General features: G+C 34.3%; 19 protein-coding genes. 11 read left to right on the top strand and 8 right to left on the bottom strand.

Annotation, left to right across the window (positions count from 1 at the left end; genetic code table 11):
• Positions 1 to 27: 27 nt before the first annotated feature.
• Both ASE21_RS08405 and gdhA read right to left on the bottom strand, forming a co-directional pair.
• Positions 28 to 2,307 (bottom strand): T9SS type A sorting domain-containing protein, encoded by a 2,280-nt coding sequence (locus ASE21_RS08405; protein WP_057122149.1) that lies wholly within the window; start codon positions 2,305 to 2,307, stop codon positions 28 to 30.
• A gap of 127 nt (positions 2,308 to 2,434) precedes the next feature.
• Positions 2,435 to 3,778, bottom strand: a complete 1,344-nt coding sequence (gene gdhA, locus ASE21_RS08400) for an NADP-specific glutamate dehydrogenase (protein ID WP_057122148.1) — start codon at positions 3,776 to 3,778, stop codon at positions 2,435 to 2,437.
• A 321-nt stretch (positions 3,779 to 4,099) separates the two neighbouring features.
• Between gdhA and ASE21_RS08395 the strand changes: the two genes are divergently transcribed.
• Entirely contained in the window at positions 4,100 to 4,894 is a 795-nt protein-coding gene (locus tag ASE21_RS08395) for a THC0290_0291 family protein (protein WP_057122147.1), read from the top strand.
• An 83-nt stretch (positions 4,895 to 4,977) separates the two neighbouring features.
• Here ASE21_RS08395 and ASE21_RS08390 read toward each other — a convergent pair whose 3' ends face one another.
• On the bottom strand, positions 4,978 to 6,120 hold the full coding sequence (locus tag ASE21_RS08390; RefSeq protein WP_057122146.1) for a cystathionine gamma-synthase: 1,143 nt from the start codon (positions 6,118 to 6,120) through the stop codon (positions 4,978 to 4,980).
• Positions 6,121 to 6,224: 104 nt separating this feature from the next.
• On the opposite strand from ASE21_RS08390, the gene ASE21_RS08385 reads away from it, so the two are divergent.
• Both ASE21_RS08385 and ASE21_RS08380 read left to right on the top strand, forming a co-directional pair.
• A complete protein-coding gene (locus ASE21_RS08385) occupies positions 6,225 to 6,968 on the top strand; it encodes a DUF3298 and DUF4163 domain-containing protein (protein ID WP_057122145.1) in 744 nt (247 codons plus the stop codon).
• Positions 6,969 to 7,040: 72 nt separating this feature from the next.
• Entirely contained in the window at positions 7,041 to 7,868 is an 828-nt protein-coding gene (locus tag ASE21_RS08380) for a hypothetical protein (protein ID WP_057122144.1), read from the top strand.
• A 185-nt stretch (positions 7,869 to 8,053) separates the two neighbouring features.
• Here the strand turns inward: ASE21_RS08380 and ASE21_RS08375 are convergent, their stop codons facing one another.
• The 3 genes from ASE21_RS08375 to ASE21_RS08365 all read right to left on the bottom strand — a co-directional run bounded on the left by ASE21_RS08375 (position 8,054) and on the right by ASE21_RS08365 (position 11,073).
• Complete coding sequence (locus ASE21_RS08375) at positions 8,054 to 9,193, bottom strand: ATP-binding protein (protein WP_057122143.1); 1,140 nt, start codon at positions 9,191 to 9,193, stop codon at positions 8,054 to 8,056.
• A 104-nt stretch (positions 9,194 to 9,297) separates the two neighbouring features.
• Positions 9,298 to 10,053, bottom strand: a complete 756-nt coding sequence (locus ASE21_RS08370; RefSeq protein WP_057122142.1) for an SDR family NAD(P)-dependent oxidoreductase — start codon at positions 10,051 to 10,053, stop codon at positions 9,298 to 9,300.
• Between the two features lie 147 nt (positions 10,054 to 10,200).
• Positions 10,201 to 11,073 carry an aldo/keto reductase family oxidoreductase gene (locus ASE21_RS08365; RefSeq protein ID WP_057122141.1) on the bottom strand — a complete coding sequence of 291 codons (873 nt, stop codon included), beginning with the start codon at positions 11,071 to 11,073 and terminating at the stop codon, positions 10,201 to 10,203.
• 212 nt (positions 11,074 to 11,285) lie between these two features.
• Between ASE21_RS08365 and ASE21_RS08360 the strand changes: the two genes are divergently transcribed.
• The 8 genes from ASE21_RS08360 (at position 11,286) to ASE21_RS08325 (ending at position 20,607) form a co-directional block, all read left to right on the top strand.
• Positions 11,286 to 12,290, top strand: coding sequence for an AAA family ATPase (locus tag ASE21_RS08360; RefSeq protein ID WP_057122140.1), 1,005 nt, complete (start codon positions 11,286 to 11,288; stop codon positions 12,288 to 12,290).
• 80 nt (positions 12,291 to 12,370) lie between these two features.
• On the top strand, positions 12,371 to 13,234 hold the full coding sequence (locus ASE21_RS08355; RefSeq protein ID WP_057122139.1) for a DUF58 domain-containing protein: 864 nt from the start codon (positions 12,371 to 12,373) through the stop codon (positions 13,232 to 13,234).
• Between the two features lie 140 nt (positions 13,235 to 13,374).
• Positions 13,375 to 15,009 carry a hypothetical protein gene (locus ASE21_RS08350; RefSeq protein WP_057122138.1) on the top strand — a complete coding sequence of 545 codons (1,635 nt, stop codon included), beginning with the start codon at positions 13,375 to 13,377 and terminating at the stop codon, positions 15,007 to 15,009.
• Positions 15,009 to 16,013 carry a vWA domain-containing protein gene (locus ASE21_RS08345; RefSeq protein ID WP_057122137.1) on the top strand — a complete coding sequence of 335 codons (1,005 nt, stop codon included), beginning with the start codon at positions 15,009 to 15,011 and terminating at the stop codon, positions 16,011 to 16,013. Before ASE21_RS08350 ends, ASE21_RS08345 begins: the two co-directional genes overlap by 1 nt.
• An 86-nt stretch (positions 16,014 to 16,099) precedes the next feature.
• Positions 16,100 to 17,134, top strand: coding sequence for a VWA domain-containing protein (locus ASE21_RS08340; RefSeq protein WP_057122136.1), 1,035 nt, complete (start codon positions 16,100 to 16,102; stop codon positions 17,132 to 17,134).
• 42 nt (positions 17,135 to 17,176) lie between these two features.
• Positions 17,177 to 17,953 carry a tetratricopeptide repeat protein gene (locus ASE21_RS08335; RefSeq protein ID WP_057122135.1) on the top strand — a complete coding sequence of 259 codons (777 nt, stop codon included), beginning with the start codon at positions 17,177 to 17,179 and terminating at the stop codon, positions 17,951 to 17,953.
• A 115-nt stretch (positions 17,954 to 18,068) separates the two neighbouring features.
• Positions 18,069 to 19,820, top strand: a complete 1,752-nt coding sequence (locus ASE21_RS08330; protein WP_057122134.1) for a BatD family protein — start codon at positions 18,069 to 18,071, stop codon at positions 19,818 to 19,820.
• A gap of 40 nt (positions 19,821 to 19,860) precedes the next feature.
• A complete protein-coding gene (locus ASE21_RS08325; protein ID WP_057122133.1) occupies positions 19,861 to 20,607 on the top strand; it encodes a tetratricopeptide repeat protein in 747 nt (248 codons plus the stop codon).
• A 265-nt stretch (positions 20,608 to 20,872) separates the two neighbouring features.
• On the opposite strand, the gene ASE21_RS08320 is transcribed toward ASE21_RS08325, so the two are convergent.
• Together ASE21_RS08320 and ASE21_RS08315 are read right to left on the bottom strand one after the other, a co-directional pair.
• Entirely contained in the window at positions 20,873 to 21,445 is a 573-nt protein-coding gene (locus ASE21_RS08320) for a 5-formyltetrahydrofolate cyclo-ligase (RefSeq protein WP_057122132.1), read from the bottom strand.
• The gene (locus ASE21_RS08315; protein WP_057122131.1) at positions 21,432 to 22,412 is read right to left on the bottom strand and encodes a succinylglutamate desuccinylase/aspartoacylase family protein; all 981 of its coding nucleotides are present in this window, start codon (positions 22,410 to 22,412) and stop codon (positions 21,432 to 21,434) included. The genes ASE21_RS08320 and ASE21_RS08315 overlap by 14 nt, the downstream gene beginning before the upstream one ends.
• Positions 22,413 to 22,458: the final 46 nt, after the last annotated feature.

Raw genomic sequence — 22,458 nt, 5'->3', positions numbered from 1 at the left:
ACCTGACTTTCGACTTTCAAACTTTGACTAACGTATAATCATCACTTTTTTGACTTTTGTTTCACCGCCATCCTGGGCAGAAATAAAAATCATATAAACTCCTGAGGCAACTTTATATCTTCCAAAAGCAGTTGTATCCCATTCTATTGTTCCGCCTTCAGAAGTAGTTTCATAAACAAGGTTTCCTTCAATATCTGTAATTTTAATATTGGCTTTATCAATTAAGCCTGCTACTTTTACCGTTCCGGAATAAGTCGGCCGCACCGGATTTGGATATACATAAACATTATTTAAATCTTCATTTGCTCCGGTTGCAATTCCTTTAAAAGAAATCATTCCTTTATTGGTTACAATAAAAACTTCTCCCGTCGTGCTGTTAATTTTAATGTCGTTTATCGTATTACTTGGCAAAGGCGAATTGTTTATAGTAAAATGATACTTCGTTTCCTGACCGTTTGGCGAAACCATAAAAATACCAGAATCTGCAGTTCCAATCCATTTATTGTTTGCTCCGTCTACTACTATTGAAGTAATAAATTGCTCATACATTAATTCCTGAGCCAGATTATCTTCTGTAATAATGATTGGATTTGCCTTTAGCGGACTGTCGGATTGAAAATTACTGACATTCGACAAAACTCTTAAGCCTTTTGTTGTTCCAATCCAAAGCTGATTTTTTGTGTCAATCGCAACAGACCGGACATCTACAATTGGCAAATTTCCTGTATCAGCGCCCGTTGTTATTTTTTTGAAAACATTTCCGCTTTCGCTAAAAGCAATCACGCCGTCACTATTGGTTGAAATCCATTTTACGTTATTTTTATCAATAACAATATTTGCGTAACTCGTCGATTCGGCATTATTCAAAATAGAGCTGGTTGCGTAGCTCTGCCACTGACCGTCTGTTTTTAAAACTTTTAATCCGTTTTTAATCCTGCTGTTTGTTACCCACAAATTTCCCGCTTTATCAAATGCAGTTCCGTTAATACGAACATCAATATAACTTGGCCCTTCATATGTTAAAGTTTCGAGACCGCTGTTCTTTTCATTATATAAAAAATTCGGAATATCATCTTCAATTCGGAGTAATCCTGAGAAAAAAGAACTTGCATACACCTGCTTTTCATTATTTGGATTAATGATTACACGCGTTATAGATTTTGCATCGTAAACTTCTGAATATGGAATATTTAACCATTTTGAGTTATTAAATTTACTTATACCATAACTATCTAAGTCATAAGGATTGTAATAAGTATCGTAATCTCCGTAAACAGCCCAGATAGAATTTGGAGAAACATCTATTGAAAAAATATTATTTCTGGAAGGACCGGACGGCGTTATATTATCAAAATTTCCAACTGCAGAAAGTGTTGTAGAAAACAAGCCGTTTTGTTTAGTTCCGATATATAATAAATCTCCAACAAGAGTTGCACAGCAAAAAGTGAGATTGATTTCCGGCAGCTCTGTATTTACAATTTGTCGGTTTAAAATCATTTGATTACTATAGACATAAACCGAAGTTAAGGTTGTTACCAGCAAATTATGATTTACCGTGCGGATATCCAGAGCGGCCTGCGGAAGCTGCTGAAAAGCCACAAAATTACTCGCATTATATCTGTGAATATTTCCTGTGGAATTAACCCCAATAAGTTCTGTATCTAAAGTCGAAATCCCTGACCAGTTTCCTGTATTTACAACAGTCCATTGGCTAAAATCATTTAAATTGGGATTTGTAATATCCGCTCTTCTGATTCCGCTTGAAGTTGCGGCGAAAATAAATCCGTTAAAAAAAGCGGTTTGTTTTACACTAATCTCAGCACCATTATCACCAATAAAATAAGTATCTCCAAATTGCGAAGTTGTGAGATTGAATTGTACAATACCAAAATCGCAAGAAACATACAATGTCCCGTTATGTTCCATTAAATGATTAATTTTTTTAATGCTTGCCGATAATTGTTTATTTATAATATCTACTTTTTTTATGATGCTCCCATCAGATTCATTAATTACAATCATTAAACCATTTTCATAACCCACGATTGTTTTTTTGAAAGCTTCACTATAATATACAGCAGAAATGGTCTGTCCTGAAAGTCCATCGACAGTTGTTGTTGTTTTTACAGAATTGGAAGCCGCATTTTTAGAAAATAAAGCATTCTCTGAAGCTGCAAAAACAGCTGTCGACGATTCTGAAACATCTTTTATTTCATTAAATGAAAAGTAACCCTGCCAGGATAATCCCTGAGCAAAGCCAGACTGGAATATTAATAAAAATAAAACGTAAAGAAACTTTCTTATCATTTTTTATGTATATAGACAGACAAATATACTACAAACGAAAGTATTTGAATTTTCTTCTTTATTAAATAAAAAAAATGCTCTCGATTTATCATAGATAAATGAGAGCATTTTTCAATTGTAATTAATCTTAAACTACACCCTGAGCAAGCATAGCATCGGCAACTTTTACAAATCCGGCAATGTTAGCTCCTTTTACGTAGTTTACATATCCGTCTTCTTCTGCGCCGTATTTTTTACATTGATTGTGAATTCCAACCATAATGTCTTTTAATCTCAAATCTACCTCTTCACTTGTCCAGTTCAAACGAATAGAGTTTTGTGTCATTTCTAATCCAGATGCAGCAACACCACCGGCATTTGCAGCTTTGCCCGGAGCAAAAAGCACTTTATTATCTAAAAACAGTTTTATAGCATCTAAAGTTGAAGGCATGTTAGCCGCTTCAGTAACGCATAAAACACCATTATCGATTAATTTTTGAGCATCTTCTCCGTTTAACTCATTTTGAGTTGCACAAGGAATCGCAATATCTACTTTTACTTCCCAAGGACTTTTTCCTTTATGGAAAACAGCATTTGGGTATTTCTCTAAATATCTTTCCGCTCTGTTATCACCCGTTGCTCTCATTTCAAGCATGTGATCAATTTTTTCTCCGGAGATACCTTCTTCATCATAGATATATCCATCAGGTCCTGAAATTGTAAGCACTTTACCGCCAAGTTCATTCACTTTTAGGGCTACACCCCAGGCCACGTTTCCAAATCCTGAAATTGCAACTCTTTTACCTGTAATTTCATGTCCAATTGTACGAAGCATTTGATCCGTAAAATAAACCACGCCATAACCTGTAGCTTCTGGTCTGATTAATGAACCACCGTAAGCAAGTCCTTTTCCGGTTAAAACTCCGGTAAATTCATTTCTGATTCTTTTATATTGACCAAATAAATAACCAATTTCTCTGGCACCAACCCCAATGTCTCCGGCAGGAACGTCTAAGTCAGGACCAATATGACGGCATAATTCTGTCATAAACGATTGGCAGAAACGCATAATTTCGCCATCAGATTTTCCTTCCGGATCAAAATCAGAACCTCCTTTACCTCCACCCATTGGAAGTGTTGTTAAACTATTTTTGAAAACCTGCTCAAAAGCTAAAAATTTTAAAACTGATAGGTTTACAGTGTGATGAAATCTGATTCCTCCTTTATAAGGCCCAATCGCTGAGTTCATCTGAATCCTGAAACCTCTATTTACAATTATTTCTCCTTTGTCATCAACCCATGGAACTCTAAAGATTACAGACCTTTCCGGTTCTGCAATTCTAAGAAGTAAATTCTTCCCATCATATTTTTTTCTTTCCGCGATAAATGGAATTACTGTTTCTGCAAATTCTCTAACGGCCTGAAGAAATTCCGGCTCGTTTGGATTTTTTGACTCAACAAGAGCCATAAATTCATTTATTTTTTGTTCCATTTTAAAATAAATTATTCAAATAATAGTTTTAAACTTAATCAGTTACATATAAAAATCCGTTTAAGAAAACGTTTTCGTATAACATACAAAGATATAGCAAAATCACGATGGTTTGTTATTTTTTTTCGTTTTAGAAACAGAATTGTGTAATTTTTAAACAAAAATAAGATTCCGATTTTACACCTCCGAATTTACATCAAATCATGCAGGTTAAAGTCAGAAAATTAAGTGTTTTGTTATTAATTTTTTAATACAACTATTTAATATTTTGTTTGGAGTATGTTTTTTATATATTTGCCAATATTTTGAAAGCCCTAGAAGATGTTTAAATACCTATATTTCACGATTTTCGCCTTATTTGGCATTACGAATATTGCCAACGCCCAATCAGATCTTGCACAAGAAGTAGGAATTATTTTCGGCCCCGTAACTTTTCAGTCCGATTTTGGAGAAAGACATAATTTTGATACCAACGTTGGTAATACCGGATTTGGTGTCGGAATTGTTCACTTCATCAACTTTTCTGCAAACAACAACAGAGAAAGTTTCTTTACAGAACATTTCAAAGTCAGATCAGAACTATCGTTCAACACCACAACTCTTAACCATTTTGGAGGTTACCTCGAAACCGCAAAAAATAAGTTTGCTGTTTCGCAGTTAAAAGCGATGAGTGGTAAATCAACCTTATTAAATATTGGGGCGCAGTTAGAATTTTCTCCATTCATGAAAATTCACGATTTCGAAAACACAATGGGAGGTTTTAGCCCGTACGTGAGTGTAGGATTCCTGGCAAGTTATTACTCTACAAAAGTAAGTTCAACAATGGGAGAATTAGGACTTCCTTCGACAACTTTTCCAAAATACTTAACTCCTTCAGATGGGCATCAATATGGTTTTGCCAGTGAAAACGGAGTAGCATTAGCAGCAACAGTCGGTGTAGGATTTCACTATAAATTAACGACAATGAGCGATTTGATGTTTGAAACACGTTTTCAGGCATTCAACTCAGACTGGATTGACGGTTTAAATCCAAATAAAGACTTTTATCCTGAAAATAAGTCAAATGACTGGCAGGTTTGGTTTAATGTTGGATACATTTATTACTTAGAATTCTAAATCTAAAATTACAATATTAAAAAATCCCAAATTCCAAAATTATCAATTGGAATTTGGGATTTTTATTTTTGGGATTTCTTCAATTAAGATAATGCCTGTTCTAGATCTGCGATTAAGTCTTCTGCATCTTCAATCCCAACGCTTAATCGAACTAAATCGTCTGTAATACCAACTTCTGCTCTTTTATCTGCAGGAATAGAGGCATGTGTCATTAAAGCCGGATGATTAGCAAGTGATTCTACGCCGCCTAAAGATTCTGCCAGTGTAAACACTTTTAATTTCTCTAAAAACGCAATTGAATCTTCTTTTTTACCCGATTTGAAAGTAAAAGAAACCATTCCGCCAAACGCTTTCATCTGCTTTTTTGCAATTTCATGAAATGGATGATTTTCTAATCCAGGATAATAAACTGTATTTATCTTTGGATGTTTATTTAGATATTCCACTACTTTTTCTCCGTTTTCGCAATGTCTCTGCACTCTTAATGCTAACGTCTTAATTCCTCTTAAAACCAAAAAACTATCCATTGGACCCAAAGTTGCACCAGTAGCAAATTGCTGAAAATGTAATTGTTCTCCTAAAGCTTCATCTTTCACAATCAAAGCTCCCGCAATAACATCAGAATGTCCTCCTAAATATTTTGTTGCCGAATGCATTACAATATCAGCTCCTAAATCAAGTGGTTTTTGCAAATATGGCGTTGCAAAAGTATTATCGACAGCAAACCAGATTTTATGCTCTTTTGTGATTTTTGCTACTTCTGCAATATCTGCTAATTTCATTAATGGATTTGTCGGCGTTTCTACCCAAACCAATTTTGTGTTTTCATTAATTAATGACTTCAGTTTTTCAAGGTCGGTCATATCTACAAAATGGAATTTTATTCCTGAATCTTTGTAAATTCTGGAAAACATACGGTAAGTTCCTCCGTATAAATCATCCATTGCGATAACTTCATCGCCTGCCTTAAACGATCTTAAAATACAATCTGTAGCGGCCAGACCAGATGAAAAGGCTAATCCGCGGGTACCATTTTCAATACTTGCCAAAGCTTCTTCTAAAGCTGTACGAGTAGGGTTAGACGCGCGGCTGTACTCATAATCAGCCAAAGGCTTACCCGGACTTGTCTGAATAAAAGTTGATGTTTGATATACCGGCGGCATTACCGCTCCTGTACTTGGATCATGATGCTGACCACCATGTATTACTTTTGTATTGAATTTCATATAGTTATAAATTTTAAGTCCATAATTGTCGCACAAATTTACCGCTTAATTTATTTTATCCTGATACAACTTCTTACCTTTGTAGATAATTAACACTTTTTGATATGAAAAATTACATATTTATAATCTTTTTGTGTTTGATTTTTACAAGTTGCAAAAAAGAGCTTTCATTTGAAAATGAAACCTTTGAAGAAAAATCTACAATTCCGTGCAAAAATGACTGCCCGAATATCACAATAGAAGTCCCGGTTGCTAAAAATAAAAAAATTATTGCTGACAGCATTAATAAAAAAGTTTTCGCTGTTATAAAAGAGATTGTTTATTTTGGAGAAGATTCGACAAAAGTCAACGATTACAAATCGTTGTCAAAATCTTTTATTGCTTCTTATGAAGAAATGCATAAAAAATTTCCACATGATACTTTTGGCTGGGAAGGAAAAATAAAAGGAAATATTGAGTTTGAATCTGATCAGCTTATAAACATTAAAATAGATCATTATACTTTTACTGGCGGCGCTCACGGCTATCAGGGTTTCAGGTCTTTGCTTTTCAATAAGAAAACAGGAAAAGTCATTTTTAATGAAGACCTTTTTACAAATGAAAAAGAATTTAAGGCTTTCGCAGAAAAAGAATTCAGAGCCAAATACCATATTCCGGAAAAAGCGAATATTAATGCAACCGGATTGATGTTTGAAAATGATACATTTCAACTGCCTCAGAATATTTTTTACACTTCTGAAGGTTTGCTTCTATATTATAATTCATATGAAGCCGCGTCATACGCCGACGGCCCGAAAGAAATCGTATTTCCGTATGATAAAGTGGGTAAGTATTTAAAATTTCAATAGTAAAACAGTAAATTAGTAAAATTCTTACTTTTTGTATATTTGCAGATAAATACAACCGCAAATATATTTAGAATGGATTCAAAACAATTATTCAGATTTTACAATAGTAAATTCGATTTATCAAACTGGATTGACGAAAAAGGTCAATTAGCTCAAAATGAAGATGAAATAAAATGGTTTAATTGTGGAATTAACGAAGATTTTAATCCTAAAATAATTAATGAAATACTAAAGAGTTTTTTTTTAGAAGATGAAGTCTATTTATGCATTTCAGCAAATAAAAGCTCTTTAGTTAAAAAATCAACTGCAGCAGATGAAATTGGCAAGATTCTTCACAAAAAAGAACTTGCCATAATGGATCAATCATTCACAAAAATTATGTTTTGTTCATCAGACGGAATATTCAAAATTGGAATGATAAGAAATTTTCCGGAAAATCGTGTAAAACCATCTGGAGAACCTCTCGCAGTATCATTTACTGCAAATATGACAGATAGCGATTATACAAGTAAAGTTGCCACAATAATCAACAAATATATTTGCAATCTTGAGAATGAATTACATAAAGATTATGGTGGTTCTATGGAACATCTATGGATAGACTTTCAGCTTATTGAAGAGCACAAAACATATCCATTTCGATTTCAGAAAAGAGTAGAAATCCCTACTTCGTTCACCGAATTTTACTCCTATAATGTAGGTCATTATAGTGTGAGACCAGATTTTGTAAAGATGCAAATGTTATCATCTGAAGAAGAAATTTGTTCCTATGTATTTGAACTTTTATATAAATCAACTCAGATTCTAGAAGAAAAACAGAAGAAATTAGAAGGTTTTAATGTGACCGCATTTCGATTGGATTTTTTATCTGCCTGCAAGAAATTAGGATATATAATTTGACATAACTTTTTTTGTAATACGATTCCATTTTAAATTGCAAAAGAAATTTGGCTAAAGCATATATATCTTCAAATTTCACCTCTACCTAAAGCCAGAGACAATTCAAAAAATGTGTTAGACGCACTAGGTGCGTCTCTACAGAAAAAATCTTAGAACCTCAGTATCTCAGAATCTTAGAATCTTTCTCATTGAACATCATATTTCATTTTTCTCAAAACACGTAAAGCTTCTTTAAACGATAAATAAGCCTGACCAAAAGGTTTTAGAAGTAATTTGGCATCGATTAATTTTTGTTTGGCATCGTCAAAGCCATTCAAATAACAAATCATAAAAGTAGAAGGAAGATTTTCTAAGTCTTTTAATTCCCGCTCAGATAACGAAACTCCTTTTTGTAATTTTTGAAGAAGTGCAATGTTGGCATTATAAATATGAAAAAGCATTCGCTTATTAAATTCGGGAGGCTGAAAAAGTATTTGACGGTCAATTTTATAATAACCATTATCGAAGAAATGAATAGTTTGCTCTTCCAGCGGATAATAACTTGTTTTATCATTTAGTCCAAGCGGAACATATTCTGTAATGGTAAAACTATCATCATCAAAAACAATAGTAACTACATCCTGTGCCGAATAAAAAAGTTTTACCTGTTCGTTTATCAGCTCAATATCTACGCGGGACAAAAAGGTTTTATCCCGGGATTTTTTTGGAACTCCTGCCCAGCAAATCACAAAGAGTTCTTTAAAAACACGGTATTTTGGCGACATATCTTTATGCCTGAAATTCATAAAATCAATCACACCGTCGAGTGTATACTGAATACTGTTTCGGGAACTATTTTCGATCCCGATTACGGTTTCTGTATTTTGGTAATTTTTCTCAATTTCGCCTTCAACCGGAATAGAATTACTTCCTCTTCGTACAAAAACGCTGTTGGCAGCAATTGTATGTATTCCTTTTTTAAAATAAGATATCTGGCTTTTTGGTTTAATGGTAACCAGACCAATTACTTTATCTTTTGGAAGATTAGGAAACGGTACATTTTCGTATTGAATCCTGGGAGGATTTTCCAGAAAAGCATTGACAAGATTCTGAATCCTGCTGTCGTCGAAGAAATCGTCGCCAACAATTTCGTTGTCCTGATCTTCAACACCAACCACGATATAAGAATTATTCGCCGGATTTGAATTGGAGAGTGCACAAATATGTTTTAAAAACTTAGCTTTCCCTTCTCTCGAATGAAGATTCAACTGCCTTTTTTTATCATAAAAACTGCTTTCGTCGTTATGAGCGAGTAGATTTTTTATTAAAAGGCGTTTATTAATCATACTTTCTATTTTTTATAACAGCTAATCAAAATTGCAAATTAAAATCGTAATCTTAAAACCTAAAAAAAGACGCACTGCTGTGCGTCTCTACAAATAAATTCTACTTAAATATTTTTCTTAACGATGGTAGAAGAAGCCTGTGCGGTACTCATCACAACCAAATCGGCTATATTTACATGATACGGCCTTGAAACCACAAAATGGATAATATCGGCAATATCTTCTGCCTGAAGCGGATCAAAACCTTTATAGACATTTGAAGCTCTTTCTACATCTCCTTTAAAACGCACTTCACTAAATTCTGTTGCAACCATTCCGGGATGAATTGCACCAACTCTGATTCCAAATGGATTTAAATCAATTCGCATTCCGGCAGTAATGGCATCAACGGCATGTTTCGTTCCGCAATATACATTTCCGTTTGGATAAACTTCTTTGGCTGCAGTTGAACCAATATTAATAATATGTCCAGAATTTTTTGCGGTCATTTTCGGAATTACCGCTTTTGACACGTATAAAAGTCCTTTTACATTTATGTCAATCATGGCATCCCAATCATCCAAATCTCCCGTTTGAACAGGATCTAATCCGTGTGCATTTCCGGCATTATTAATCAGAACATCAATATCTGAAAATTCAGCCGGAAGAGCAGCGATTTTTTCCAAAACATCATTTTTATCACGAACATCAAAAGAAAGCAAATGCACTTCTGTAAAAGCAGAAAGTTCTTTTTCTAATGCTTCTAAACGGTCTTTACGCCTTCCGCAAAGCACCACTTTATAATTGTTTTTTGCCAGAATTTGAGCGGTAGCTTTTCCAATTCCGCTTGTAGCGCCAGTAATTAAAACTGTTTTTTTCATTGTTGAATTATTTTTTTTGCCACAGATTAAAAAGATTCACACAGATTAAAAAAATCATTTTAATCCTTTTAATCTGTGGCAGAATATTTTAAAACTTAAAATTTCGTTTTCAAGTGAAAGCTAAAAACTGCGACTGAAAACTAAATTTTAAGCCACATCGTCTCCCATACTTTCTGTCCAGATCGCAAACCAGTCTTCTTTATCCATTTCAAGTTCTACTGCTTTGGCTAAAGACTGGATTCTGGCAACGTTAACTGTTCCTGCAATTGGAATAACATTTGCCGGATGTTTTAAAATCCAGGCCAATAAAAGTGTATCTGCGCCCAAATGATATTTTTCAAGCAAGGTTGAGAATAGTTTTTTCAAACGACGGGTTTTCTTGGTATCTTCTCTAAAAACAGTGCCAAGCGGATTCCATGATAATGGCCTGATTCCATTTGTCTGCATATAATCCAAACTTCCGTCAACCATCGGTTCAAAATGTGTGGCCGAAAATTGTACCTGATTATAGCTTATTTCTGTTTTCTGACGAATTAATTCGGTTTGGGAACTAGTAAAATTAGAAAGTCCGAAATCAATAATTTTTCCTTCCGATTTTAATTTTTCAACTGCTTCTGCAATTTCATCAGCCTGCATTAGCGGACTTGGTCTGTGCAGTAAAAAAACATCAACATAGTCTGTTTTAAGTTTCTTTAAAGATTCTTCAACAGACCAAATGATATAATCTTTAGAATAATCATAATGTTTAATTTTGTTGCTGCGGTTTTCTGTCACTAACTGAATTCCGCATTTTGTAATCAATTGTAATTTTTCCCTCGAAATCTTAGTGTTTTTAAAGGCTTTACCAAAATCGGCTTCGGTGGTATAATCTCCGTAAATATCGGCGTGATCAAAAGTTGTGATTTTGTTTTCGATACAAATCTGTATCATGTTTTCCATTTCTTTAGGCGAAAGGTTTTTATCCCAGACACCCCAATTCATAGTGCCCGAAATTATAGGCGATAATGCTGTTTTGCTCATGGTTATATTGAGTTATTTTTGCTAATAAATATGCTATTATAAAACATAATCACCAAAGTTCTTAAAAATATAAAAATAGATTCACAATTCGTCCTTAAAATTAGGTGATTGGTCGAAGTTTTAACCATTCTTTAACATCTTACTTCTCAAAAAATATTCAATTTGCACTCTCAAAAATTAGGCGTTAAAATCAAGGTTTTAAAAATATTTATATGGAAGAAAATACAACGACTTTAGACATTAGAGCGATAAATGAAAAAATTGAGAGAGAAAGTGCTTTTATAGACCTTCTTACAATGGAAATGAACAAAGTTATTGTGGGCCAGAAACACATGGTCGAACGTCTGTTAATTGGTCTTTTAGGGCAGGGACATATTTTACTTGAAGGTGTTCCGGGTTTGGCAAAAACTTTAGCGATCAACACTTTGTCGCAGGCAGTTCAGGGTTCTTTCAGCCGTATTCAGTTTACTCCGGATTTACTTCCTGCCGATGTTATCGGAACCATGATTTACAATATTAAAGCAAACGAATTCTCTATAAAAAAAGGGCCGATTTTTGCTAACTTCGTTTTGGCCGATGAGATTAACCGTGCGCCTGCAAAAGTTCAGTCTGCACTTTTAGAGGCAATGCAGGAAAAACAAGTTACGATTGGCGATACAACCTTCAAATTAGATCGTCCGTTTTTAGTATTGGCAACACAAAACCCTGTTGAGCAGGAAGGAACATACCAGCTTCCTGAGGCACAGGTTGACCGTTTCATGTTGAAAACAGTTATTGATTATCCAAAAATTGACGAAGAGCGTTTTGTAATCCGCCAGAATCTAAAAGGAAGCTTTGAAAAAGTAAATCCGGTAGTTTCTGTAGAGCAGATTTTACGAGCACAGGAAGCTGTTCGTGAAGTTTACATGGATGAAAAAATCGAAAAATATATCTTAGATATCATCTTTGCTACACGTTATCCGGAAAAATACAAACTTGCCGACTTAAAACCGCTTATCAGTTTCGGGGCATCTCCGCGTGGAAGTATCAACTTAGCCAATGCTGCTAAATGTTACGCTTTCATTAAACGCCGCGGTTATGTAATTCCGGAAGATGTTCGTGCAGTTGTGCATGATGTATTGCGTCACAGAGTTGGGATAACATATGAGGCTGAAGCCGAAAACATTACTTCTGTAGACATCATCAATAAAATCGTAAACGAGATTGAAGTACCTTAAAAATTTGTTTCAGGTTTCAGGTTTCAAGTTGTTGAAAAACGAACTTGAAACTTTTAAACTTTAAACTTTAAACAAATAGAATGGATACAAAAGAGCTTTTAAAAAAAGTACGGAAAATAGAAATCAAAACCAAAAGACTGAGCAATCATATCTTTTCGGGTGAATACCATTCTTCATTTAAAGGACGCGGGATGACTTTCAGCGAGGTTCGTCAATACCAATATGGCGATGATATTCGTAATATCGATTGGAATGTAACCGCACGCTACAACGAAGCCCACGTAAAAGTTTTTGAAGAAGAACGTGAATTAACCATGGTTTTAATGGTTGATATTTCGGGTTCTGAAGGTTTTGGTTCAAAAAGTCAGTTTAAAAAAGACATCGTAACCGAAATTGCGGCAACGATGGCTTTTTCGGCTACACAAAATAATGATAAGATTGGACTAATCTTATTTTCTGACAATGTTGAATTATACATTCCGCCTAAGAAAGGAAGATCACATGTTTTAAGAATCATTCGTGAACTGATCGAATTTGAGCCAAAAAGTCATAAAACAGATGTGGCGCAGGCTTTAAAATTCTTATCGGGAACTCAAAAAAAGAAAGCCATCGTTTTTATGATTTCAGATTTTATGTCTGAAGATTATGAACAAACCTTAAAAATTGCTTCAAAAAAGCATGACCTTACAGGTGTTCGCGTATATGACATTCGCGAGGAAAAAATTCCAAATTTAGGAATGGTAACCATGCTGGATGCAGAAACCGGAAAAACACAGTTAGTCAACACGGGTTCAAAAGAAGTGCGAATGAATTACGAAAAACATTATCAGGAAAGAGTAAACTATTTCAAAGATTCATTTCGTAAATCTGGTGCAGGTATTGTAAATACAAGGGTCGACGAAAATTACGTTACTAAACTATTAGGTTATTTCAAATCAAGATGATAAAAATTTAGAATGCAGTTTTTAGATCTTAGATTTATTTTTCTGCCTAAATTTTTCAAATAAAAATCCGCTTAATCTGTGTCATTCGTGTTGCATTTTAAAGCATTTATTTTAGACTAAAATCTGAAATCACAAATCAAATGAAATTAAAGTTTTACATATTTTTATTTTTACTTTCTTCAGCTGTTTTTGCGCAGAGCAAACAGATTGAAACAAGTATTGACACCACAAAAAATAAAATTGGTGCTGAGTTTAAGCTTACGCTGAAAACTATTGTGACGTCAACACAGAAAGTCGAATTTCCAAAACTGAAAACTATTGGTCCTTTAGAAGTCATTCAGTCTTACCCAATTGATACGGTAAAAAAAAATGACACTTATGAATTGATTAAAAAATATGGTTTAACTCAATTTGATTCAGGAAAATATACGATTCCGTCCATTAAAATTTTAATTGATAAAAAACCATTTTTATCAGATTCCATCCGTGTTGAAGTGGCAAATGTAAAAGTAGACACTTTACAGCAAAAAATGTATGACATTAAAGATATTACAGCTGCCGACAATTCAATTGGCGACTGGTGGAAATATGTTTTGGCAGTGGTTGTTATTTTAGCAATTGGTGTTGGAATTTATTGGTTTGTCAAAAAAAATCAAAAGAAAAAAATTGAGCAGGAAGTTTATAAAACACCTATAGAAAAAGCAACAAGTTTATTAAATAACCTGGAATCAAAAGAGCTTGTTCAAAAAGGCGAAATCAAGGAATATTATAGTGAGCTGACGGATATTGCCCGTAACTATATTGAAGAAGCAATTCATATTCCGGCGATGGAAAGTACAACTTCTGAATTAATTCAGGCAATCAGAACTGCTTCTACTAAAAAGAAAATGACTTTAACCCCGGAAACGGTTGAAAATCTGGAACGCGTTTTACGTCAGGCCGATTTAGTGAAATTTGCGAAATCAAAACCTTTGGATTTTGAAATCACAGAAGACAGAAATAAAATCCAGAGAGTAATTTTAACCCTTGACAAAGCCATTCCGACGGAAGTCTCTACTGAAGAAGAAGATCAGTTATTAAATGAAGCACAAAGACAAAAACAAATTGAGCTTCAGTTAAAAAAACAAAGAAATAAGCGTATTGCAATTGCAGTAGGTTCTGTAGCATTTTTATTAATAGCGACGACTGCTTTTTTCATCGTAACAAAAGGTTTTACTTATGTAAAAGATAATGTTATCGGTCATCCGTCTAAAGAATTATTAGAAGGAGAATGGGTAAAAAGTGAATACGGAAATCCGGGCGTTATTATTGAAACTCCAAAAGTTTTAAAACGTATGGACGCATTAAAAACGCTTCCAAAAGAAACAATGGCGCTAATTAAGGAAATGCAGCTTTTTGTATACGGAAGTATGATCGATAATTTTTACGTAGCCGTTTCAACAACAAAATTCAAAACTCCGACTGATATTGATTTATCAAAAGCATTAGAAGGAAGTTTAAAAGTTATCGAACTTCAGGGCGGGCAGAATATTATTGTAAAACAAGAAGATTTTCAGACAAATCAGGGCATTCAGGGAATAAAAGGGTATGGAACAATGACAGTTTTAAATCCGGCATCTAAAACGAGTTTAAAAGGTTATTATGAAATCCTTCTTTTCAAACAAGATCAGGGATTACAGCAAATCATCATTTTCCATGAGGAAGGTGACACTTATGCGAACGACATTACAACCCGAATTTTAAATTCTGTTGAACTTAAAAAAGCAAGTAACTAATGAATAATCAGATCACTTTTTTAAATCCGGAATTCTTTTGGTTGTTTCTTTTAATTCCAATCGCTATTGCATGGTATTTTTGGAAAAGAAATCAGCAGTCGGCGACATTAAAAATGAGTTCAACAGCAGGTTTTAAAAACAGTCAGTCCTTATTGACCAAATTAAAACCTTGTTTATACGTTTTCAGGATTATTGCTTTAAGTTCTTTAATTATTGCTCTGGCAAGACCAAGAACGGTAGACATCAGCAATCAGACTAAAACAACAAAAGGAATAGACATTGTAATGGCAATTGACGTTTCCGGAAGTATGCTTGCCAAAGACTTAAAGCCAAACCGTATGGAAGCTTTAAAAAGAGTAGCTGCAGATTTCGTTGAAGAAAGACCAAATGACAGGATCGGATTGGTTTTATACGCTTCTGAAGCCTATACCAAAACACCCGTTACAAGTGACAAACCTATCATTCTGGAAGCCATAAAAGGAATTCGATATGATACAGTCCTTCAGGATGGAACCGGAATTGGAATGGGACTGGCAACAGCTGTAAATCGTCTTAAAGACAGTAAAGCAAAAAGCCGTGTAATCATTTTATTGACAGATGGTGTAAATAATGCCGGATTTATTGAACCGGAAACAGCTGCAGATATCGCAAAACAATATGGAATAAAAGTATATACCATTGGTCTTGGAACAAACGGAATGGCAGAATCGCCTTATGCTTATGCACCAAACGGAGGCTTTTTATTCAAAATGCAGAAAGTTGAAATTGATGAACAGCTAATGAAAAGCATAGCACGCAAAACCGATGGAACGTATTTTAGAGCAACAAGCAACGATAGACTGGCTCAAATATATAACTCGATTAACAAATTAGAAACAACTGAAATCCAGGAATTGAAATTCTATGATTATGATGAAAAATACAGGGTTTTTGTTTTACTCGCAGCATTTTTATTATTGTTAGAAGTTGGTTTACGAAATACAGTTTACAGAAGCTTTATTTGATTTTAAAAATCAAAAAATCCCAAATTCAAAAATTCCAAATTACAAAAGTTGGAATTTGGAATTTAAATATTGGAATTTAAAATTTTATGGAATTAGACGAAAAAAAATATTTATATCTCTTACTCTTACTCCCAATTGTGGTGTGTATTTTCCTTTTCAATATGTATTGGAAAAGAAAAAAACAACGCGAATTTGGTGATTTGGAAATGGTGAAAAAACTAAGTCCGGAACGATCTGTTTTTAAACCGGTTTTAAAATTATCGATTTTGCTTTTGGCATTGGCGTGTTTGATTATCGGTTTGGTAAATCCGAAAATTGGAACAAAAATGGAAACTGTAAAACGTGAAGGTATTGATATTGTTTTTGCGGTAGACGTTTCTAAAAGTATGCTTGCCGAAGATGTTGCGCCAAGTCGTTTAGAGAAAAGCAAACAGTTAGTCTCGCAGATTATCAACTCATTAGGAAGCGACAGAATTGGAATTGTAGCTTACGCAGGAAGTGCCTTTCCGGTTTTACCCATAACATCTGATTACAGTGTGGCAAAAATGTTCCTGCAAAGTATGAGCCCGGATATGGTTTCATCTCAGGGAACTTCTCTTGATGAAGCGATTCGGTTATCATCGACTTATTTTGATGAAAAAAGCAAAACGAGTAAACTTCTGATTTTAATTTCTGATGGTGAAGATCATTCCGAAGGCGCTTCTGCAGCTGCGGAAGAAGCCAATAAACTTGGAATGAAGATTATTACAATTGGTGTTGGAACAGAAAGAGGAGGAACAATTCCGTTAAGAGAAAACGGCATCGTTAAAAATTATCAAAAAGATCAAAACGGGCAGACTGTTATTACAAAACTAAATCAGGAAGGTTTAAGAACGATTGCAAAAGCCACAAAAGGCGGATATGTTTATGGAGGAAATACCAAAGAAGTTTTGGAATATATCAAAAATGCTTTGAACAATATTCAGAAAACCGAATTTGAATCGACACAAATGGCCGATTTTCAATCGCAGTTTCAGTGGTTCATTGGTTTTGGGTTCCTGCTGTTATTTGTAGATATTTTCCTTTTGGAAAGAAAAACAAACTGGATAAAAGAGTTGAATTTATTCAACGAAAAGAAATAAAGATTCCGCTCAGATTCGGAACAAAAAACATAAAAAATCAGAATGAAAAATTTACTTCTTTATATTTTACTAACGCTTCCTTTTGCAGTTTCTGCACAGGAAAAAGACAAGACATTGCCTGATGCCAATGAAGAATATAAGCAGAATAAATTTAGTGATGCAGAAGCAAATTACAGGATTTCGGCATCAAAATTTTCTAAACGTGCGGCTGGTGCTTATAACTTAGGGAACTCTATTTACAGACAAGATCAGGCTTCTGAGGCAAAATATGCTTACGCAAATGCGATAAAAATTGCTAAAACAAGAACTGAAAAGCATAAAGCATATCATAATCTCGGAAATGTCTTTATGAAAGAGAAAGATTATACAAAGGCAGTTGAGGCCTACAAAGAAGCTTTGCGCAATGACCCGACGGATGATGAAACGCGTTATAATTACGCGTATGCCAAACAAAAGCTAAAGGAAAATCCTCCGAAAAACGATAAAAATAAAGACAAGAATAAGGATAAGGACAAAGACAAAGACAAGGATAAAAATAAAGACAAGGACAAAGACAAAAATAAAGATAAGGACAAGGACAAAGATAAAAAAGACGACAAGGGCGATAAAGACAAAGACAAAAAGGATGGTAAAAACGACCCGAAGAAAGACGATAAGTCTGACAATAAGGGAGAGCCAAAACCTATGCCTGGCGGAATTTCAAAAGAACGTGTCCAGAATTTACTGGATGCAGTAAACAATGAGGAAAAGAAAATTCAAGATAAAGTAAACGCCCAAAAAGTAAAATCAAATCCTAAAAAACCAGAGAAAGACTGGTAGTTTTTTGGTTAATCGTGTATTCGTTTAACTGTTAATTCGATCAAACAATAAAACAATAAAAAAAACGATTAAACAAATTAACAATTAAACAGTTAACAAAAACTGACAAACATTAATGAAAAGATATTTAATTTTATTACTATTCACTTTTCAAGGACTTATGGCTCAGGTTCAGTTTGAAGCCAGAGTAAGTAAAAACACGCTTGGACTTAACGAAAGACTGCGTATCGATTTCATCATGAATGTTGACGGAGATAATTTTGACCAGCCGGCATTTGAAGGTTTTAAACTTGTTGCCGGACCAAGCCAGCAAATCAGCCAGTCCTGGGTAAACGGACGAAGCTCTTTTCAAAAAATATATTCCTATATTTTACAGCCTGAGAGAAAAGGAACTGTAATTATTAAACAGGCTGCTATAGAATATAATGGACAGATTTACAAAACGTCTCCCATAAAAGTAACTGTTACGAATGCTGTTGCACAAGAAAGAGATCCTAACGATTACAGGCAGCAGGGAGGCTCAGGAACTGAATTATTAAAATTAGTTGCAGAGGTTTCTAAAACTACACCTTACTTAAACGAACCTATTACGGTTGTTTATAAACTATATTTTAATGAAATAGGAGTTACCGGATTCCGGGAACTTGCAAAACCTAAATACAACGATTTTTGGAATCAAAACATTGATATCAAACAATTGACAATGGAAGAAGGAAGTTACCAGGGTCAAAGATGTCATTATGTAGTATTAAAGAAAACTATTTTATATCCTCAAAAATCAGGGAGATTAACTATTGAACCGCTTTCATTAGATATTGGCGTACAATTGCCAACTAATCGCCGCGATATGTTTGGTCAGATGATTATTGCCGAAGATAATAAAGTAGTAACTACAGGTGCGAGAACGATAAGCGTAAGACCTCTTCCTGAAACTGGAAAACCAGAAGGTTTTACAGGTGCAGTTGGTAATTTTAGTTTTAGGGTTACACCATCGAGAACAACATTAAAAAGTGGTGAAGGGCTGGACTTGCTGGTAAGCGCCTCGGGAACAGGAAACATGAAATTGTTTACACTGCCAAAACCTGTTGTGCCAAATGCATTAGAAATGTATGATCCGGTTCATGACGAAAAAGTAACCACTTCATTGTCCGGAATGTCTGGAAAAATTACAGACAAATACACTATTATTCCACAATACAAAGGAAAATACGCAATTAAGCCAATGACCTTTTCGTATTTTGATTTGAGTACAGGATCGTACAAAACCATAACTTCTCCTGAAATTATGGTTGATGTATTAGACGGACCAACTTTAGCAGAAGCGAATCCTTCAAATGCATCTAAAAACGTAATTACGAAAACAGAACAATTCAAATATATTAAACCAAAAACAACTTTAGTCAGCATTGCTAAAGATGATTTCTATGGTTCAGATCTGTATTATATATTATTGTTTTTCCCTTTTGCCATTATTCCGATAATTATTTTGGCTAAGAAGAAAAAAGAAGCAATTGACAGCGATATTACAGGAAACCGAATCAGAATGAACAATAAACTTGCGAAGAAATATTTATCGCAGGCTAAAAAACAACTTAATAATAAAGAAGCATTTTATATTGCATTAGAAAAGGCAATGCATAATTTCTTAAAAGCAAAACTGCATATTGAAACCTCAGAAATGAGTAAAGACAATATTCGTGAACTGCTTTTATCGAGAAACACAAATCCGGAAACGGTTCAGGATTTCCTTAATTTGACTGAAAACTGCGAATTTGCGCGTTATGCTCCGGCATCAAGTGCTTCGATTCAGCAGGATTATGATAAAGCGGTTTTGATTATTTCAGCATTAGAAAAACAAATCGTTTAGTTTAATTTATTCAAAATCCGACAGGTTTAAAAAAATACGAATGAAAAACATACTTTATCTCTTTTTATTAATTTCACAGGTTTTCTTTGCTCAGAGCAGCTTTGAGAAAGGAAATGCTTTTTACCAAAAGGGACAATATCAGGAAGCTGTTCAGGTTTATGAAGATATTATTAAAGAAAATAAACAGCAGTCGGCTGAGTTGTATTTTAATCTGGCAAACAGTTATTATAAACTCAATAAAGCTGCACCTTCTATTTATAATTATGAAAAAGCTTTAGTATTAAAACCAAATGATGCTGAGACTTTAAATAACCTGAAATTTGCCAAAAAACTAACAATCGATGAGATTAAAGAAGTTCCAAAAGTGGGATTCGCAAAACTGATCCAGAACTTTACCGGTATTTTTGATTACAATCAATGGGCAAAAATTTCTGTTGCTATTGGCTTTTTGTTTTTGCTGAGTTTTATTGGGTATTATTTTTCGCAGCTTAGTATTACCAAAAGAATTTATTTCATTGGGATGTTTATTCTCTTGGTTGCTTTAATCTTAAGCGTTTCAGCCGGAATGTCTGAAAAAGATCATTTTGATAACGATCGCCCTGCTATTGTTTTTGCAGAATTAAGTGAAGTCAGAAGCGAACCTCAAAAAGCGGGTTCTGCAATTTTTCTGCTTCATGAAGGTGCAAAAGTTTACGTTATGGAAACTGTCGGCAAATGGAAAAAAATCGAATTAACAGACGGCACGGAAGGCTGGATTGATGCTTCAACTATTAAAGAAGTAAAATAAAATTTTAAATTCTAAAAATATAAATTCCAAATTCCAAAATTATAAATTGGAGTTTGGATTTTTTTAAACGATCGCATATCGTAGAGACGCACCGCAGTGCGTCTACCTACCATTTGTCGATATGCTGGGCGTAGACGCACTGCGGTGCGTCTCTACGATATGCGTTGTGGAAATTTAAAACGGCAAAAAAGTTTGTGCAATTCTTGTAATTCGCGGCAAAAAATCTCAGATAAAATTAATTCGTATAATTCGCGGCAAAACAATCTCAAATAAAATTATAAACCTTTTCAGGCGTTACACAATAATCTAATTTGATATCCGATTCAAAAACATCATCGATTTGACTGACTGATTCAAAAAAAGAAAGACCAATTTTTATAGTTTCAGGTTTGCAGCCGGCTAAAAATTTATCATAAAAACCTTTTCCATAACCAATTCTATTCCCAAAAATATCAAAAGCCAAAAGCGGTACAAAAACAACTTCGATATTTTGAGTCGGAACCGGAAGTCCGTTTACCGGTTCTGGAATATTATATTCGTTTTTTTTGATTTTGGTATTATCTGTTAACAAAAAATGAGCCATTTCCCTGGTTTCAAAATCACTTTTTGAGATCACGATTTCTTTATCTTTTCCCGAAAGTAAATGGAGAATAAATTCGGTATCAATTTCTTTTTGTTCTACAATTGGAAGAAAAACATGGTAATAGGTTTTATCCCAAATAGGCAGCCGAATTAAATTGTTGGCAATTGCCAGACTTTTTTCTTCGATATCATTTTCAGAAAGTGCTGCCCGAAGATTTTTATAGTGAATTCGTAATTCTTTTTTACTCGTCGTCATTTAAAGGAGAATTTTTAGATACGTGATAAATAGCGTCGCCTTCGTAAACAATTGGCGAATGATTGGCATTAATAACATATCCGTCATGCGGTGCTTTTACTTTTTGTTCAAACTTTCCAAACGGATCTGTAATAATCGCCAATATAGTTCCTTTGGTTACAAATTTACCAACCATATTATAATCATGGAGCAGACCGGAACATTTTGCACGAAGCCAGACCGAATATTTTATATAAATAGAAGACTCAGCAGCCGGTTCGATAATGTGTTTTGGTTCAAGCATATTAAGATAATTCAGTAATCGCTTTACTCCTTTGATGCCTTCATTAGCCACAGAATCATTTATATCGAGCGATTTTCCTCCTTCAAAAAGCAGCATTTTTATATTGGCTTTCTCACAGGTATTTCTAAAAGAACCGCCAATATTTTTTGAATAAAGCGTAAAAGGCGCACTAAAAATATCCGCCAGTAATTTCAATTCCATATTGTTTTCGGTAATTCGAATCTGCGGAACATTAAAACGGCTTGCTCCTCCGGCATGAAAATCGACAGCGTAATCTATAATCGGTAAAATTTCTTCTACAATATGATAAGCAAATCTGCTGGCGAGAGAACCTTTCTTACTTCCCGGAAAAACCCTGTTTAAGTCGCGGCCGTCAGGAAACTCGCGTGATTTATTCACAAAACCATACATATTGATAATTGGAATACAAATAATAGTTCCTCTTACCGGACGATTTATTTTTTTACTGATAATCTGCCGAACGATTTCAACACCATTAATTTCGTCGCCGTGAATTCCTGCCGAAAACAAAACAACTGGGCCTTCAAGCTTTGAGCGGCGCACAATTACAGGAATATTAAGTTTTGTTGTAGTATGTAATCGCGCTATTTCGACATTTATGGTTTTATGTTCTCCCGGCAAAATTGATTCACCGAAAATAACAAGGGGCTTACTATTTTTCATGTAGAATTATAAAATCTAAATATAGAAATTATTCTTTTGATTTCGT

The organism is Flavobacterium sp. Root901, assembly GCF_001429765.1.
Taxonomy (GTDB): Bacteria; Bacteroidota; Bacteroidia; order Flavobacteriales; family Flavobacteriaceae; genus Flavobacterium.
Note: the sequence above shows the minus strand (reverse complement) of the source record. Positions and strands in the feature narration are given on the sequence as shown.

Bases quoted from the DNA above. Each gene is read 5' to 3' on its own strand.
- ASE21_RS08395 (WP_057122147.1), top strand. From the start codon at position 4,100: ATGTTTAAATACCTATATTTCACGATTTTCGCCTTATTTGGCATTACG.
- ASE21_RS08360 (WP_057122140.1), top strand. From the start codon at position 11,286: ATGGAAGAAAATACAACGACTTTAGACATTAGAGCGATAAATGAAAAA.
- ASE21_RS08330 (WP_057122134.1), top strand. From the start codon at position 18,069: ATGAAAAGATATTTAATTTTATTACTATTCACTTTTCAAGGACTTATG.
- ASE21_RS08370 (WP_057122142.1), bottom strand. From the start codon at position 10,053: ATGAAAAAAACAGTTTTAATTACTGGCGCTACAAGCGGAATTGGAAAA.
- ASE21_RS08375 (WP_057122143.1), bottom strand. From the start codon at position 9,193: ATGATTAATAAACGCCTTTTAATAAAAAATCTACTCGCTCATAACGAC.
- ASE21_RS08325 (WP_057122133.1), top strand. From the start codon at position 19,861: ATGAAAAACATACTTTATCTCTTTTTATTAATTTCACAGGTTTTCTTT.
- ASE21_RS08350 (WP_057122138.1), top strand. From the start codon at position 13,375: ATGAAATTAAAGTTTTACATATTTTTATTTTTACTTTCTTCAGCTGTT.
- gdhA (WP_057122148.1), bottom strand. From the start codon at position 3,778: ATGGAACAAAAAATAAATGAATTTATGGCTCTTGTTGAGTCAAAAAAT.
- ASE21_RS08385 (WP_057122145.1), top strand. From the start codon at position 6,225: ATGAAAAATTACATATTTATAATCTTTTTGTGTTTGATTTTTACAAGT.
- ASE21_RS08315 (WP_057122131.1), bottom strand. From the start codon at position 22,412: ATGAAAAATAGTAAGCCCCTTGTTATTTTCGGTGAATCAATTTTGCCG.
- ASE21_RS08390 (WP_057122146.1), bottom strand. From the start codon at position 6,120: ATGAAATTCAATACAAAAGTAATACATGGTGGTCAGCATCATGATCCA.
- ASE21_RS08335 (WP_057122135.1), top strand. From the start codon at position 17,177: ATGAAAAATTTACTTCTTTATATTTTACTAACGCTTCCTTTTGCAGTT.
- ASE21_RS08355 (WP_057122139.1), top strand. From the start codon at position 12,371: ATGGATACAAAAGAGCTTTTAAAAAAAGTACGGAAAATAGAAATCAAA.
- ASE21_RS08345 (WP_057122137.1), top strand. From the start codon at position 15,009: ATGAATAATCAGATCACTTTTTTAAATCCGGAATTCTTTTGGTTGTTT.
- ASE21_RS08380 (WP_057122144.1), top strand. From the start codon at position 7,041: ATGGATTCAAAACAATTATTCAGATTTTACAATAGTAAATTCGATTTA.
- ASE21_RS08340 (WP_057122136.1), top strand. From the start codon at position 16,100: ATGGAATTAGACGAAAAAAAATATTTATATCTCTTACTCTTACTCCCA.
- ASE21_RS08405 (WP_057122149.1), bottom strand. From the start codon at position 2,307: ATGATAAGAAAGTTTCTTTACGTTTTATTTTTATTAATATTCCAGTCT.
- ASE21_RS08320 (WP_057122132.1), bottom strand. From the start codon at position 21,445: ATGACGACGAGTAAAAAAGAATTACGAATTCACTATAAAAATCTTCGG.
- ASE21_RS08365 (WP_057122141.1), bottom strand. From the start codon at position 11,073: ATGAGCAAAACAGCATTATCGCCTATAATTTCGGGCACTATGAATTGG.